This is a genomic window from Massilia sp. X63 (assembly GCF_041023745.1).
Classification (GTDB): Bacteria; Pseudomonadota; Gammaproteobacteria; order Burkholderiales; family Burkholderiaceae_D; genus Telluria.
Window position 1 is genome coordinate 404,625 of record NZ_JBFTEF010000005.1, and the last position, 14,954, is coordinate 419,578.

Annotated in this window: 15 protein-coding genes and 1 pseudogene; 3 read left to right on the forward strand and 13 right to left on the reverse strand. The window is 65.6% G+C overall.

The annotated features are described in order from the left end of the window. Positions 1–42 precede the first annotated feature (42 nt). Complete coding sequence (gene pyrE / locus AB3347_RS13270; RefSeq protein WP_369092272.1) at positions 43–702, reverse strand: orotate phosphoribosyltransferase; 660 nt, start codon at positions 700–702, stop codon at positions 43–45. A 168-nt stretch (positions 703–870) separates the two neighbouring features. On the opposite strand from pyrE, the gene AB3347_RS13275 reads away from it, so the two are divergent. Then, entirely contained in the window at positions 871–1,641 is a 771-nt protein-coding gene (locus AB3347_RS13275) for an exodeoxyribonuclease III (RefSeq protein ID WP_369092273.1), read from the forward strand. 108 nt (positions 1,642–1,749) lie between these two features. Here AB3347_RS13275 and AB3347_RS13280 read toward each other — a convergent pair whose 3' ends face one another. The 8 genes from AB3347_RS13280 to gshB all read right to left on the reverse strand — a co-directional run bounded on the left by AB3347_RS13280 (position 1,750) and on the right by gshB (position 9,257). Then, positions 1,750–2,685 carry a pseudouridine synthase gene (locus tag AB3347_RS13280; RefSeq protein ID WP_369092274.1) on the reverse strand — a complete coding sequence of 312 codons (936 nt, stop codon included), beginning with the start codon at positions 2,683–2,685 and terminating at the stop codon, positions 1,750–1,752. 12 nt (positions 2,686–2,697) lie between these two features. Next, on the reverse strand, positions 2,698–3,603 hold the full coding sequence (locus tag AB3347_RS13285) for a M48 family metallopeptidase (protein WP_369092275.1): 906 nt from the start codon (positions 3,601–3,603) through the stop codon (positions 2,698–2,700). Positions 3,604–3,897: 294 nt separating this feature from the next. After that, positions 3,898–4,515, reverse strand: coding sequence for a methionine biosynthesis protein MetW (gene metW, locus AB3347_RS13290; RefSeq protein WP_369092276.1), 618 nt, complete (start codon positions 4,513–4,515; stop codon positions 3,898–3,900). After that, positions 4,512–5,678 (reverse strand): homoserine O-acetyltransferase, encoded by a 1,167-nt coding sequence (locus tag AB3347_RS13295; RefSeq protein ID WP_369092277.1) that lies wholly within the window; start codon positions 5,676–5,678, stop codon positions 4,512–4,514. The genes metW and AB3347_RS13295 overlap by 4 nt, the downstream gene beginning before the upstream one ends. A 56-nt stretch (positions 5,679–5,734) precedes the next feature. Further along, a complete protein-coding gene (gene ptsP / locus AB3347_RS13300) occupies positions 5,735–7,513 on the reverse strand; it encodes a phosphoenolpyruvate--protein phosphotransferase (protein WP_369092307.1) in 1,779 nt (592 codons plus the stop codon). A 41-nt stretch (positions 7,514–7,554) separates the two neighbouring features. Then, positions 7,555–7,824 carry an HPr family phosphocarrier protein gene (locus AB3347_RS13305; RefSeq protein WP_369092278.1) on the reverse strand — a complete coding sequence of 90 codons (270 nt, stop codon included), beginning with the start codon at positions 7,822–7,824 and terminating at the stop codon, positions 7,555–7,557. Positions 7,825–7,888: 64 nt separating this feature from the next. Then, positions 7,889–8,296 carry a PTS sugar transporter subunit IIA gene (locus tag AB3347_RS13310; RefSeq protein ID WP_369092279.1) on the reverse strand — a complete coding sequence of 136 codons (408 nt, stop codon included), beginning with the start codon at positions 8,294–8,296 and terminating at the stop codon, positions 7,889–7,891. A gap of 1 nt (position 8,297) precedes the next feature. Then, positions 8,298–9,257: a glutathione synthase gene (gene gshB / locus AB3347_RS13315; protein WP_369092280.1), complete on the reverse strand. Its 960-nt coding sequence runs from the start codon at positions 9,255–9,257 to the stop codon at positions 8,298–8,300. 194 nt (positions 9,258–9,451) lie between these two features. On the opposite strand from gshB, the gene AB3347_RS13320 reads away from it, so the two are divergent. After that, positions 9,452–10,165: a class I SAM-dependent methyltransferase gene (locus tag AB3347_RS13320; RefSeq protein WP_369092281.1), complete on the forward strand. Its 714-nt coding sequence runs from the start codon at positions 9,452–9,454 to the stop codon at positions 10,163–10,165. Positions 10,166–10,390: 225 nt separating this feature from the next. On the opposite strand, the gene gshA is transcribed toward AB3347_RS13320, so the two are convergent. The 4 genes from gshA to AB3347_RS13340 all read right to left on the reverse strand — a co-directional run bounded on the left by gshA (position 10,391) and on the right by AB3347_RS13340 (position 14,376). Beyond that, positions 10,391–11,692 (reverse strand): glutamate--cysteine ligase, encoded by a 1,302-nt coding sequence (gene gshA / locus AB3347_RS13325; RefSeq protein WP_369092282.1) that lies wholly within the window; start codon positions 11,690–11,692, stop codon positions 10,391–10,393. A gap of 161 nt (positions 11,693–11,853) precedes the next feature. Further along, positions 11,854–13,266, reverse strand: a complete 1,413-nt coding sequence (locus AB3347_RS13330) for an ammonium transporter (RefSeq protein WP_369092283.1) — start codon at positions 13,264–13,266, stop codon at positions 11,854–11,856. Between the two features lie 10 nt (positions 13,267–13,276). Next, positions 13,277–13,615 carry a P-II family nitrogen regulator gene (gene glnK / locus AB3347_RS13335; protein ID WP_369092284.1) on the reverse strand — a complete coding sequence of 113 codons (339 nt, stop codon included), beginning with the start codon at positions 13,613–13,615 and terminating at the stop codon, positions 13,277–13,279. Between the two features lie 29 nt (positions 13,616–13,644). Further along, positions 13,645–14,376: a TorF family putative porin gene (locus AB3347_RS13340; protein WP_369092285.1), complete on the reverse strand. Its 732-nt coding sequence runs from the start codon at positions 14,374–14,376 to the stop codon at positions 13,645–13,647. Between the two features lie 272 nt (positions 14,377–14,648). On the opposite strand from AB3347_RS13340, the pseudogene AB3347_RS13345 reads away from it, so the two are divergent. Then, positions 14,649–14,879: pseudogene (locus AB3347_RS13345) on the forward strand (accessory factor UbiK family protein); the annotation flags it as partial. Between the last annotated feature and the right edge of the window lie 75 nt (positions 14,880–14,954).

Consider the following 14,954-nt stretch of genomic DNA (forward strand, 5'->3'; position numbering starts at 1 on the left):
AAGAAAACCGGAGCCTGCTCCGGTTTTTTTACGCCTGCGGGTTCAGACCCCGTAGCGCGTGCGGTAGGCGGCAACGGCCTCCTTGTGCACGCCCAGGTCGGCGCCGCCCGCGTTCGACAGATAGGTGAACAAATCGTCCAGGTTGGCGATCGAGATCACCGGGATGCCGAATTCCTGCGACACCTGCTGCACCGCCGAGTGCTCCGACAGCGCGCCGTCCTTGCCCGAACGCTCCATGCGGTCCAGCGCGATCAGCACCGCAGCCGGCTCGGCGCCGGCAGCGCGGATCATGTCCACCGATTCGCGCACCGAGGTGCCGGCCGAGATCACGTCATCGATGATCACGACCTTGCCGGCCAGCTTGGCGCCGACAATGGTGCCGCCCTCGCCGTGGTCCTTGGCTTCCTTGCGGTTGTAGGCAAAGGAGGTGTTGCGGCCCTTGGCGGCCAGCGCCACCGCAGTCGCGCTGGCCAGGGTGATGCCCTTGTAGGCCGGGCCGAACAGCATGTCGAAGGCGACGCCCGAATCGAGCAGGGTCTGGGCATAGAACTGGGCCAGCTGGCCCAGGGTGGCGCCGTCGTGGAACAGGCCGGCGTTGAAGAAATACGGCGACTGGCGCCCCGCCTTGGTCGTGAAGTTGCCGAACTTCAATACCTCGGCCTTGACCGAAAATGCAATAAATTCCTGGCGCAGGTCGCTCACGTGCTTCTCCTGAAAGATCGAAAGCGCGTATTGTAAACCGCCGGCTTTGCGCAGGCGACCGCAGGCGGGCCACATGCGGACCGGTCCGTTCCGAAGAGCATCAAAACGCGCTACACTGTCGGCCCCAAGCGCCGCCTGCGGCCGCCGACTCTCTTCTCATCGAACGCCATGCCACGAATTATTTCCGCGAACCTGAACGGTATCCGTTCCGCCCACAAAAAAGGTTTCTTCAACTGGCTCGCCACCCAGTCCGCCGATTACATCTGCGTGCAGGAACTGAAGGCGCAAGAGGCCGACATGACCGAGGAATTCCTCATGCCGCACGGCTACCACGGCCATTTCCACTATGCCGAGAAGAAGGGTTACTCGGGCACCGGGGTGTACAGCCGCAGCGCGCCGGACAACAAACGCATCGGCTTCGGCTGCATGGAATTCGACGCCGAGGGCCGCTACACCCGCTGCGACTTCGGCAACCTGACCGTGATCTCGGTGTACTGCCCGTCCGGCTCCTCGTCGCCGGAACGCCAGCTGGCCAAGTTCCGCTTCATGGAAGTGTTCCTGCCGCACTTGCAGGAACTGAAGGCCGAGGGCCGCGAAGTCGTGATCTGCGGCGACTGGAACATCGCCCACAAGGAAATCGACCTCAAGAACTGGAAGAGCAACCAGAAGAACTCGGGCTTCCTGCCGGAGGAGCGCGCCTGGATGACCCGCATCTTCGACGAGATCGGCCTGGTGGACGTGCACCGCAAGGTCGCGCCGGACGCCGCCGACTACACCTGGTGGAGCAACCGCGGCCAGGCCTATGCCAAGAACGTGGGCTGGCGCATCGACTACCACGTCGCCACCCCGGGCATCGCGGCGCGCGCCAAGTCGGTATCGATCTACAAGGACGAGCGCTTCAGCGACCATGCGCCGCTCATCATTGATTACGATTTCTAATAGCTGACCCTCGATTTATAAGTTTTACTTCTGAATCCAGCCCCCCATGCCGGGGGGATTCGCTGCCGCTCTGTGCAACGCAGCCACCGGGGGAATGATCAGGCGCTCTTACGGCCAGTCGAGCCGGAAGCCGCTCTCGAAGCTGCGCGGCTGGCCGCTGAGCGGATCCTCGAACGCGATCGAGCGCGCCAGCAGCTGCAGGGGCGCGCTGAAGTCGTCGCCCTTGCAGGGCAGCGCCACCGGATAAAAGGCGTCGTTCAGGATCGGCGCACCGAGCGCAGACAGGTGCAGGCGTAGCTGGTGCTTGCGGCCGGTGTGCGGATGCAGCCGGTAGTGGGCCAGGCTCCCGCGCCGCTCGATCAGCTCGACCAGGGTTTCCGAATTCGGTTCGCCCGGCACTTCGGCGCTGACGAAGAACTGCTCCGCATCCTGCATGCGGCTGCGGTAAGTAAACGGGAATTCCCTGCCCTCGATCGCCCCGGCCAGGGCCTCGTACACCTTGTTCACCACCCGCTTCTGGAACATCGACTGGTAGGCCCCGCGCGAGGCCCGGTTGTGCGAGAAGATCACCACGCCGGCGGTCTCGCGATCCAGGCGGTGGATCGGCACCAGGTCCGGCAAATCGAAACGCTTCTTCAGGCGCACCAGGAGGGTCTCGTGCAGGAAGCGCCCGGTCGGGATGGTGGGCAGGAAGTGCGGCTTGTCGGCCACCAGCAGGTGCTCGTCCATGTGCAGCACCTGTTCGCGGAACGGAATCGGCGTCTCGGGATGTTCCAGCTCGCGGTAGTACCAGATGCGCATGCCCTGGCGCACCTGGCTGTCGGCATGCAGGGGCACACCCTTGGCGTCGACGATCTCGCCGCGCGCCAGGCGGCTGGCCCAGGCCGCTTCGGAGACGTCGGGAAAGCGCTCCACGAGGAAGCGCAGCATGCCGCCGGCGCGGGTTTCAAGCAGCCACAGGTAGCTGGGCGCGACGCCGTCGCGGGTCGGCAGCGGCACATGGGCATTGGCTTCGGCCTGGTGGCCCTTCCGGCTACTTCCCATTACGCCAGCTGATCAACGCAGCGCGACATTGGTCTGGTAAGGCGGCAGCTTGGCCACGCTGGTGCCCTTGGCGCGCGCGTACACCGGCAGCAGCACGTTCATGTGCGCCTGCATCTCGTTGATGCGGCTCTCCCCGCCCGGGTGGGTCGAGAACACCTCGATCGGCGCGCGCTTGTCCAGCGCCGCCATCTTGCGCCACAGCACGATGCCGGCGCGCGGGTCGTAGCCGGCACGGGCGGCGATATCCAGGCCCACCAGGTCGGCCTCGCGTTCGTCGTCGCGCGAGAATTTCAGGCCGGCGAACTGGGCGCCGTAGTTGGCAATCGTGCCGGTGATGCCCGGGTCGATGCCGAAGATGCCGGACGCCAGGGCGCCGCCCAGGCGGGCGATCGCCGTGGTCCCCATCTGCTTGGCAGCCTTTTCGCGGCTGTGCTCGCGCAGGGCGTGGGCGATCTCGTGCCCCATCACGGCCGCCACCTCGTCGTCGGTGAGCTTCAGCGAGCTCAGGATGCCGGTGAAGAAACCGATGCGCCCGCCCGGCATGCAGAAGGCGTTCACGTCCTTCGAATCGATGAGGTTCACCTGCCACTGCCACTGGGTCGCCTCCTGGTTCCAGCGCGCGGTATAGGGAATGATGCGCTTCGCGATGTTACGCAGGCGCTGCACTTCCGGATGCGAGGGCGGCAGCAGCACGCCTTTCTGCTGCGCCTGGCTCATCATCTCCATATATTGCTGGGCTGCCGCTTCGTTGATCGTTTCCGCCGGAACAAGCTTGGCAAAGCGCGACAGCGGCCTGACCTTGATCCCATCCTGGACCGTGGTGTTGCGATCGTCCTGCGCCAGCGCCGGGCCCAGGCCGGCCGTACCGAGTACGCCGAGCAGGGACAGGCTGGCTGCCAAATGCTTTAGTTTTGTCATGTCCTCAACGATAGGCCGTTCTTAGCAGCACTATCTCCACAAAAAGTAACTGGAGTTTACCCACGCTAGCGCCGATCATCCGCGAAACACGGTCCGCTCGACAAGCCGCCACCGCACATAAGAACCTATCCCAGCAGGGAATGAGTCGTTGCTGGCGCGCCTGACGAGCGGGTGCTGCGTTGCTCGTCCTTGCATGGCTAGCCATGCGGCGTCCTCGCGCCTTGCCCGCGCTTGCCATGCATCACCATCAACTTCCTCCTCCCTACCGGGATAGGTTCCAAGCGCACACCGGACTCAGGCCACCACGCCCGACTTCTTGCGCAGACGAAACACCGCCAGGCTGCCGCGCAGATTGGGCAGGAAGCTCACCGGCTTGCCCTCGGCCAACGCCACGTATTCCAGCACCTCCAGGCCGCACTTCTCGGCCAGGTCCTTGAAATCGTGGATGGTTGCGTAGCGCACGTTGGGCGTGTCGAACCACTGGTAGGGCAGCGTGCGCGAGACCGGCATGCGGCCCTTGACCAGGGCCACGCGGTGCGGCCAGTAGGCGAAGTTCGGGAACGAGACGATGGCTTCCTGGCCGACGCGCACGATGTCGCGCAGGCGCGCCTCCACATGCTGCATCATCTGCAGCGAGGACAGGCACAGCACCATGTCGAAGGCGTTGTCGCGGAACAGGTCCAGCCCCTGTTCCATGTCGTGTTGGATCACGCTGACGCCGCGCTGGGTGCTCTCCAGCACCTTGTCATCGGCGATCTCGACGCCGTAGCCGGTGCAGTTCTTGCCCAGTTCCAGGTAGCGCAGCATGGCGCCGTCGCCGCAGCCCACGTCCAGCACGTGCGCGCCCTCGCGCACCCAGTCGGCAATGAAGGCCAGGTCGGGCCGCAGGACGTTCAGGTCATTCAGATTCATGCGGCCTCCCCTGCCGGTTCCATCGCAATCCGGTCGTAATACGCGCGCACCACCGCCATGTAGCGCGGGTCTTCCAGCAGGAAGGCGTCGTGGCCGTGCGGCGCGTCGATCTCGGCATAGGTCACCTTGCGCCGGTTCGACACCAGGGCCTCGACGATCTCGCGGCTGCGCTCGGGCGAGAAGCGCCAGTCGGTGGTGAACGAGGCCACCAGGAACTGCGCGCGGGTGCCCGCCAGCGCCTTGGTCAGGTCGCCGCCGTGGGCGCGCGCCGGGTCGAAGTAGTCGAGCGCCTTGGTGATCAACAGGTAGGTGTTGGCGTCGAAGTATTCCGAGAACTTGTCGCCCTGGTAGCGCAGGTAGGATTCGATCTCGAAGTCGACACCGAAGTCGAAGGCGTAGTCGGACCGGCCGGCGCCCCGGTTCTCGGCCGCGTTGCGCAGCTTGCGGCCGAATTTCTCCGCCATGTCGTCGTTCGACAGGTAGGTGATGTGGCCGACCATGCGCGCCACCTTCAGGCCGTTTTTCGGCACCACGCCGTGCTCGTAGAAGTCGCCGCCGTGGTAGTCGGGGTCGGTCAGGATGGCCTGGCGCGCGACGTCGTTGAAGGCGATGTTCTGGGCCGACAGCTTGGGCGTGGAGGCGATCACGATGCAGTGGCGCAGGCGCTCGGGGAACATGATGCTCCACGAGAGCGCCTGCATGCCGCCCAGCGAGCCGCCCATGACGGCGGCGAAGCAGTCGATGCCGAGGCGGTCGGCCAGGCGCGCCTGCGCCGCCACCCAGTCTTCCACCGTCAGCAGCGGGAAGGCCGCGCCGTAGGGCTTGCCGGTGGCCGGATTGTCGTGCATCGGGCCGGTCGAGCCGAAGCAGGAGCCGAGGTTGTTCACGCCGATCACGAAGAAGCGGTTGGTGTCGACCGGCTTGCCGGGGCCGACCATGTTGTCCCACCAGCCCTGGCTCTTGGGCTTGTCGGCATAGGTGCCGGCCACGTGGTGCGAGGCGTTCAGCGCATGGCAGACCAGGACCGCGTTCGACTTGTCGGCGTTGAGGGTCCCATAGGTTTCATACATCAGCGTGTAGTCGCCGATGCTGGCGCCGCTTTGCAGGCGCAGCGGCTCGGCGAAATGCATCGCCTGTGGTGTGACTGTTCCGATCGATCCCATGGATGGTGTTCGCGTAGTTCTTGTGGAGGCGCGGACGGAGGCCGCGCCGGTGAATCTTAGAGCGACTGCAGCTGCTCCACCGCCCTCGCGATCTCGTCCGGCTCGATCGAGCGCAGGATGCGGCGCGTGCGCGTGGTGATCGCCGCCAGGTCGCTGTTCAGGATTTCCTGCTTCACCGGCAGCAGCTGGGCCGGATGCATCGAGAATTCGCGCAGGCCCATGCCGAGCAGCAGGCGGGTGAGCTTGGTGTCGCCGGCCATCTCGCCGCATACCGCGACGTCCAGCCCGGCTTTCTGGCCGGTGGCGATGGTCTGGGCGATCAGCCCCAGCACCGCCGGATGCAGCGGATTGTACAGGTGCGCCACTTCGTAGTCGACGCGGTCGATGGCCAGCAGGTACTGGATCAGGTCATTGGTGCCGATCGACAGGAACTGCATGCGCTTGACGAACATCGGCAGCGCCAGCGCGGCCGCGGGGATCTCGATCATGGCGCCGACTTCCACGCCCGGATCGTACTTGACGCCCTCGTCGCGCAGCTGCTGCTTGGCCTGCTCGATCATGGCGAGGGTCTGGTCGATCTCGAAGGCGTGCGCCAGCATCGGGATCAGGATCCGCACTTTCCCGTAGGCGGAGGCGCGCAGGATCGCGCGCAGCTGGGTCAGGAACAGCTGCGGTTCGGCCAGGCAGTAGCGGATCGCGCGCAGGCCCAGGGCGGGATTGAGCGCGGTGTGCTCGCTCGGGTCGAGCGGCTTGTCGGCGCCCACGTCCAGGGTACGGATCGTGACCGGGCGGCCCTTCATGGCCACCACCGCCTTGCGGTACTGCTCGAACTGTTCGTCCTCGCTCGGGATCTTCAGGCCGTGCCCGAGTCCATGGCTGCGGCCCATGAACAGGAACTCCGAGCGGAACAGGCCGACGCCGTTGGCGCCGGCATCCAGCGCCGCCTGGCAGTCGTCGGGCAGCTCGATGTTGGCCAGCAGCGTGACCGGGGTGCCGTCCTTGGTGACCGCCGGGGTCTTCTTGAGCTTGAGCAGGCGCTTGCGCGCCTTCATCAGCGCCGCCTGGCGCGCGCGGTACTGCTCCAGCACCAGCTGGCTCGGGTTGCAGATCACCACGCCGGCGTCGCCGTCGATGATCACCCAGTCGTCCTGCTCGATCAGGCGCGAGGCCTGGCTCATGCCGACCACCGCCGGGATGTCGAGCGAGCGCGCGACGATCGCGGTGTGCGAGTTCTGGCCGCCGACGTCGGTGACGAAGCCGATGAAGGAGCGGGTCGTGCCGTCGCGGTCGCGGAAGGCCAGCATGTCGGCCGGCGAGATGTCGTGGGCGACCACGATCATCTGTGGCGACACATTGTCCTCGCCGGCCAGCGGCGGCGGGATCTCCAGCGCGGTGCCCATCAGGACCTTCAGCACGCGCTCGGCCACCTGCTGGATGTCGTGCTTGCGTTCGCGCAGGTACTCGTCCTCGATCTCGTCGAACTGGGCCGAGAGCTCGTCGATCTGGGTCACCAGCGCCCATTCGGCGTTGTAGTGGCGGGTGCGGATGATGTCGAGCGGCGCTTCCGAGATCATCGGGTCGGACAGGATCAGCGCGTGCACGTCGATGAAGGCGCCCAGCTCGGTCGGGGCGTCCTTGGGCAGCTCGGTCCAGAGGGCCTGCAGGCCGCGGTGCACCTCGGCGATGGCGTGCTGCAGGCGCGCGACCTCGGCTTCGACCTGCTCTTCCGGAACCAGGTAGTGCTTGACGTCGAGCGCGGCCGGCGTGAGCAGGTGCGCGCGGCCGATCGAGATGCCGCGCGATACCGGAATGCCGTGGAGCGTGAACGATGCCATCGAGGGTCCCGTGTGGCGGGGAGCGGCCGCTTCGCGCGGCATTACTCGCCTTCGCCGAACTTGTCGTTGATCAGGCCCGACAGCGCCGCGATGCAGGCTTCTTCGTCCGGGCCGTCGGCTTCGAGCAGCACTTTCGCGCCCTTGCCCGCGGCGAGCATCATGACGCCCATGATCGACTTGGCATTGATGCGGCGGCCGTTACGGGTGAGCCAGACGTCGCTCTTGAACTTGGCGGCCAGCTGGGTGAATTTGGCGGAGGCGCGGGCGTGCAGGCCCAGCTTGTTGATGATCTCTAGTTCCTGTTGAATCATGTTCTCGCTTGTTTGTCTCGTTCTATACCTGAAGCCAGGATGCCTGCCGTGCGTTCAGCGCGGTTCAGCTCGATCCGACGCGGATCCGGTTGTCCACCCGCACCGCGCCGTTCTGGGCGCCGGCCAGGGCCATTTCGACGACCACGTCGAGGGTGTCGCGGCGGTAGGTGATCGCGCGCAGCAGCATCGGCAGGCTGATGCCGGCAATGACTTCCACATGGCCGGCGTTGGCCAGCGCATTGCAGCAGTTGGACGGCGTGCCGCCCTTGATGTCGGTGATGACCAGCACGCCGTCGCCATCGTCCAGGCGCGCGATCGCTTCCTTGGCCAGGGTGTTCACCTGCGCCAGGTCCTGGTCGGCGCTTACGTCGATCGCCTCGAAGCGCTCGGTGGGGCCGCGGAATACGTGCGCCACCGCCGCGATGAATGCCTGGCCCAGCGGAGCGTGGGTCAGCAGCAGGATGCCTACCATGTCAGTGCTTGTCGCTTGCGTCGTTTACCTTCTGTTCGACCGCGTCGATGAACATCGCGGCCACGTCGAATCCGGTCTGGTCGGCGATCTCCTGGAAGCAGGTAGGGCTGGTGACGTTCACTTCGGTCAGGAAATCGCCGATCACATCCAATCCTACCAGCAATAAGCCGCGTGCGGCCAGCACCGGGCCGAGGGCCTCGGCGATCTCGCGTTCGCGCTCGGTGATCGGCTGCGCCACGCCCAGGCCGCCGGCAGCCAGGTTGCCGCGCACTTCGTTCCCCTGCGGGATGCGGGCCAGCGTGAAGGGCACCGGCTTGCCGTCGATGACCAGCACCCGCTTGTCGCCCTGCTTGATGGCCGGGATGAACTTCTGGGCCATGATCGTGTGCTTGCCGTTGGCGGTCAGCGACTCGATCACCGACCCCAGGTTCATGCCGTCGTTCTTGACGCGGAAGATGCCGGCGCCGCCCATGCCGTCCAGCGGCTTGAAGATCACGTCGCCGTGCTTCTCGTGAAAGGCACGCAGGCGCGCCGCATCCGAGCTCACCAGGGTCGGCGAGGTGTACTGGCTGAACTGGCCGATGGTGAGCTTCTCGTTGTGGTCGCGGATCGCCCCCGGGCGGTTGAACACGCGCGCGCCCTGGCGCTCGGCCAGCTCCAGCAGGTAGGTGCCGTACACGTATTCCATGTCGAAGGGCGGGTCCTTGCGTTCGATGACGGCGTCGAAGCTTGATAGCTGCACGCTTTCCGGCCGGTCGGCGCGGTACCAGGCATCCGGCTCGCCGGTCAGGTGGATGCGGGTGACGATCGCCGTCACCACGCCCTCTTCCAGCACCATGTCGCGCTGCTCGAAGGCATAGATGGCGTGGCCGCGCTTCGCGGCTTCGCGCATCATGGCGAAAGTCGAATCCTTGTAGATCTTGAACGTGGAGAGCGGGTCGGCGAGGAAGGCGATCTTCATGGGGCAGGAAATAGAGGGGAATGCCCTGATTTTAGCCGGAAACGCGATTTCTCGCGGACGGGCCCTGCTTTGGAGGCCGATCGCGCACCGCCGCGGGGCAAGGCCCAGATTCCGAGTTGCAAGTTGTGCATGCACAGCCGGACGGTATGAGCCGCCTCAAGCCTTGCCGCTGCGCCCTGCGCGACCATGGCCCCATGGACGCACACACAGACAAACAGGCGGAACAGGACCGCATCAAGGACGTGTACCGGCGCTGGCACGGCGGCGCCGCACTCGATCGCTACGCCTGGCACCGGCCGGAAATCCTGCAGCAGGTGGCGGCGCGCTCGCGCGCCTTTGCCGCCCTCCTCTCCGAGACCGTCGGCGGCGACCTGTCCGGCCTGCGGGTGCTCGACGTCGGCTGCGGCACCGGCGGCTTCCTGCGCCAGCTGATCGACTGGGGCGCCGATCCCGCCAAGCTCACCGGCACCGAATTGCAGCAAGACCGTCTCGATCACGCCCGGCACTTCACCGCCGGCGGCGTCAGCTGGCGCCTCGGCACCCTCGACACCATGGGCCTGCACGGCTTCGACCTGGTGACCACGCAGACCGTGTTTTCCTCGATCCTCGACGCCGAACTGCGGCGCGAGCTGGCTGCGCAAATGTGGCGCACCCTGCGGCCGGGCGGCTGGGTGCTGGTATTCGATTTCCGCTACGATAATCCACGCAACCGGAACGTGCGCAAGGTCACGCGGGCCGAACTCGACGCCTTCTGGCCCGGCGAACGCAGCCGCTACCGTTCCCTGTTGCTGGCGCCGCCGATCCACCGGCTGCTGGCGCGGGCGCCCTGGATGGTGTCGGACATCCTGACCGCAGTGGCGCCGCCCTTGCGCTCGCACTTCATGTACATGGTGCAAAAAGGTGGCTGATCAATCACACGCACCGTAGGGTGTGCGGCTCTACCAGGCAGCATGACCGGCCCGCGGCATCGGCGCCGCACACGCGTTCACGAGGTTCCGGAATAGCCGTCCTGCCTGCTCGAAGGGAAGTTGAACGCGTGGGCGGCAGGCACGCTATCGGCTGGACGTATTCCCCGCACGAGCCGCCCACCCTACGATTCTTGACCGGCCCGGGCCTATGTGAGGCTGAGGTTCTTAATACACTTCCGGATTCGGATCGGTGCGCTCGAGTTCGAGCGAGGCCGCCAGCAGCCCCAGGCGCGCCACCACGCCGTACACGTAGAAGCGGTTCGGCGCCGCCGTGCCCGGCTTGGCCTTCAAATCCGGCACCGCGTGCTGCTGGGCGAAGGCCAGCGGCACGTACTGCGAGCCCGGTGCGTTCAGGTTCTGGTCGATGCCGCGCTCGGCGTGCACGCGGTAGAAACCGCCCACCACGTAGCGGTCGATCATGTAGACCACCGGCTCGGCCACGGCATCGTTGATGGACTCGAAGGTCGGCACGCCTTCCTGCACGATCATGTCGGTGACGGCCACGCCATCCTTAATCACCGTCATCTTGTTGCGCTGGGCACGGCTCAGGTCGCGCACCTCGCTGGCGTCCTTCACGGTCATGACGCCCATGCCGTAGGTGCCGGCGTCCGGCTTGACGATCACGAAGGGCTTCTGCTCCTTCATGCCGTATTCCTTGTACTTCTTCTTGATCTTCGAGAGCAGCGCCGAGACGGCATCGGCCAGCTCTTCGGTGCCGACATCCTGCTGCAGGTCGATCTCGCCGACCTTGCTGTGCAGCGGGTTCACCAGCCACGGGTCGATCTCGATCAGTTTGCCGAACTTCTTGGCAACTTCGTCGAAGGCCTTGAAGTGGTTGCTCTTGCGGCGCAGCGTCCAGCCCGCGTGCAGCGGCGGCAGCAGCGACTGCTCGTGGATGTTTTCCAGGATCGCGGGGATCCCGGCCGACAGATCGTTGTTCAGCAGGATGGTGCAGGGGTCGAAATCGGCCAGGCCGACGCGGCGGCCGTTGGGCGAGCGCACCAGCGGCTCGACCACCAGCATGTTTCCGTCCGGCAGCGCCAACGGGGTCGGCTGGGTGACGTCCGGCGACAGCGAGCCGAGGCGCACGTGCAGGCCGGTCTGGCGGAAGATCTGCATCAGGCGCGCCACGTTCTGCAGGTACATCGGATTGCGCGTGTGCGTTTCCGGGATCATCAAGAGGTTGCGCGCATCCGGGCAGTACTTGTCGATCGCGGCCATGGCGGCCTGCACCGTCAGCGGCAGCATCTCGGTGGACAGGTTGTTGAAGCCGCCCGGGAACAGGTTGGTATCGACCGGCGCCAGCTTGTAGCCGGCGTTGCGCAGGTCCACCGAACAATAGAACGGCGGCGTGTGCTCCTGCCACTCGAGGCGGAACCAGCGCTCGATGGCGGGCGTGGCTTCGAGAATTTTCTTTTCCAGGTCCAGGAGGGGACCGGTCAGGGCGGTGGCGAGGTGCGGAACCATGGTATGGACGTCCTAGTGATGGCTTATTCGAATTATATCGGTAGGCTCATATATGGACGAATATCCTTGTTTAAAGTCCACGTGCTTGCCGTAAACGCAAAAAACGGCGCCCGCAGGCGCCGTTGGGAGGAGCGGCGCCCGCGGGCGCCCTCCTTGACTGCTTACAGGTGGTAGGCCGACTCCCCGTGGCTGGTGATGTCCAGCCCTTCGCGCTCGGCATCGGCCGGCACGCGCAGGCCGATGAGCACGTCCACCAGCTTGAAGGCGACGAAGGCCACCAGCGCCGACCACACGATGGTAACGCCGACCGCCTCGGCCTGCACCAGCAGCTGCCCGGCGATCGAATAATCCGGCGACGCCTTGTTGGCGATGTAGTCCCACACGCCCTGCCCGCCCAGCTGCGGCGCGGCGAACACGCCGGTCAGCAGCGCGCCCAGGATGCCGCCCACGCCGTGCACGCCGAACACGTCGAGCGAGTCGTCGGCGCCCAGCAGGCGCTTCAGGCCGGTCACGCCCCACAGGCAGACCACGCCGGCCAGCAGGCCCATGACCAGGGCGCCCATCGGGCCGACGAAGCCAGCGCCCGGGGTGATCGCCACCAGGCCCGACACCGCGCCGGAGACCGCACCCAGCAGCGACGGTTTGCGCTTGAAAGCCCACTCGCCGAACATCCACGACACGGCGGCCGCAGCAGTGGCCAACAGGGTGTTGATGAAGGCCAGCGCGGCGACGTCGCCCGCTTCCAGGGCCGAGCCGGCGTTGAAGCCGAACCAGCCCACCCACAGCAGCGAGGCGCCGATCATGGTCATGGTCAGCGAATGCGGGGCCATCGACTCGCGGCCCAGGCCGATGCGCTTGCCGATGACGTAGGCGCCGACCAGGCCGGCCACCGCCGCGTTGATGTGCACCACGGTCCCGCCGGCGAAGTCGAGCGCGCCGTGCTGCCACAGGAAGCCGGCATTCGCGGTGACGGTGGCCAGGGTGGCGGCATCCTGGATCGCATCAGGGCCGGCCCAGAACCAGACCATGTGGGCCACCGGCAGGTAGCCGAAGGTGAACCACAGCACCATGAACAGCAGCACCGCCGAGAAGCGCACGCGCTCGGCGAAGGCGCCGACGATCAGGCCGCAGGTGATGGCGGCGAAGGTGCCCTGGAAGGCGACGAAGATGAATTCGGGGATCATCGTCTCCTTGCTGAAGGTGGCGGCCTGGCTGAAGCTGCCGGTCGCGGCATCGTAGATGCCGTTCAGGAAGACGCGGTCGAAGCCGCCGATGAATTGGCCGAGACCCGCGCTGCCCTGGGTGAAGGCCAGCGAATAGCCGTACAGGCACCACAGGACGATAATCAGAGAAAACACCATGAACACCTGCATCAGCACCGACAGCATGTTCTTGGCGCGCACCAGGCCGCCGTAGAACAGGGCCAGGCCGGGGATGCACATCATGATGACCAGCAGCGTGGCGACGAACATCCACGCGGTGTCGCCCTTGTTGACGGTGGGTGCGGCCAGGGCCGGCAGCGCCAGGCCGGTGGCAGCGAGTCCGGCGAGGACTTTGGTAACGGTATGCTTCATGCGCTTCCCCTTAGAGTGCGTCGTTGCCGGTCTCGCCGGTACGGATACGGATGACCTGGTTGAGGTCGGCCACGAAAATCTTGCCGTCACCGATCTTGCCGGTACGGGCCGCACCCGCGATGGCGTCGATGACCTGCTCGACCACGGCGTCGTCCACGGCGGCCTCGATCTTGATTTTTGGCAGGAAATCGACCACGTACTCGGCGCCGCGATACAGCTCGGTGTGCCCCTTCTGGCGGCCGAAACCCTTCACTTCGGTCACGGTCATGCCCTGCACGTTGATCTCCGACAGCGCTTCGCGGACTTCGTCCAGCTTGAAGGGCTTGATGATGGCGGTAATCATTTTCATGGTGTTGCCTCTTCGCGTTTAGATGCGTCTTAAAAGGTTTTGGACAGGCTCAGCACGGCTGCCGACTTGCCCAGGTTCTCGCCCGCGGGGCTGAGGTAGGCCTTGGTATTGCCCTTGATCCAGGCCAGCGACACGGTGGCCACGCCGAAGTCCTTGCTGAGGCCGACCTTGTAGTCGGTGTACGAGAGCGCGCCGTTGTTGTTCACTTCCTGGCGTCCCGCATGCAGGTTCAGGATGACGCCGTCGTAGACGTCGATGTCGGCGCCCAGGTCCAGGTAGCCGCTGCGCTTGCTGTTGGCGGTGCCGAACAGGTTGGTGGTCGAGTGCGAATACTTGACGTAGGCCGGACCTAGCCCTAAGCGCGCGTACAGTTCGAAGGTATTGGCGCGCGGGTTGAGTCCGTTCGACGGATACCAGTAGTACAGGCCGCCGACGTCATAGCTGAGGTTCTCGCTCAACTGGCCGCGCTTGCCGCCGTAGACGTCCCATTCGATGTCGCCGTCGCCGCCGAGGTCCTTGGTCCATTTGATGGTGGACAGCCAGGTTCCCACGTACAGGCCGGTCGGGCCGTGCACGTAGTCGACGCCGCCCTGCAGCGCCGGGTCCAGGCGTGTTTGCGACAGGCCGCGGTAACGGTAGTCGCTGGTGATGGCGGCGTTGTAGCTGATTTGGTGCTCAGGAGCAGCTTCCTGCGCGAAGGCAGGCATCGACGAGATGGCCAGGAGGGCCAGGCTGACTGCTGCTTTGATGTTGCGCTTCATGACATTCCCCTTATTTTCAACGGCTGAACCGTGGCGCATACCGTTGCGGTTTACAATCTTGTTTGCTACACGCCTGACAACTCTTTAGCAGGATGCGTGCCAGCCCAAAAAACGCGCCTGGGACGGCGGAAGCGGCTTGTTTTCTCAGCCATCCGCCCCATGTGCGATTCGAATAAGCCGGGAAACCCTGCGCGCGGCCCGTCGCCGCGACGCTGCGCACCAAAGCGGATAAGGACGCACCGTCGTGGTGCGGCGCGATCCACTGAAAGGAAATGGACATGAACAACTTCTTCAACGACATCCAGGGCAAGATCAACCAGGCGCTGGAGAGCACGCCGGCCAAGGACATCGAGCGCAACGTCAAGGCCATGATGACCCAGGGCTTCTCGAAGCTCGACCTCGTCACCCGTGAAGAGTTCGACATCCAGGCCCAGGTGCTGGCCAAGACCCGCGCCAAGCTCGAGGCGCTGGAACTGCGCGTGGCGGAACTGGAAGCGCGCCTGTCCGCGCAGGCGGGTGGCGGCGCCGCCGGCAGCAGCGCAGCCTCCCCGGCCTCGGCGGCTTCGGCCGCGGCGGCT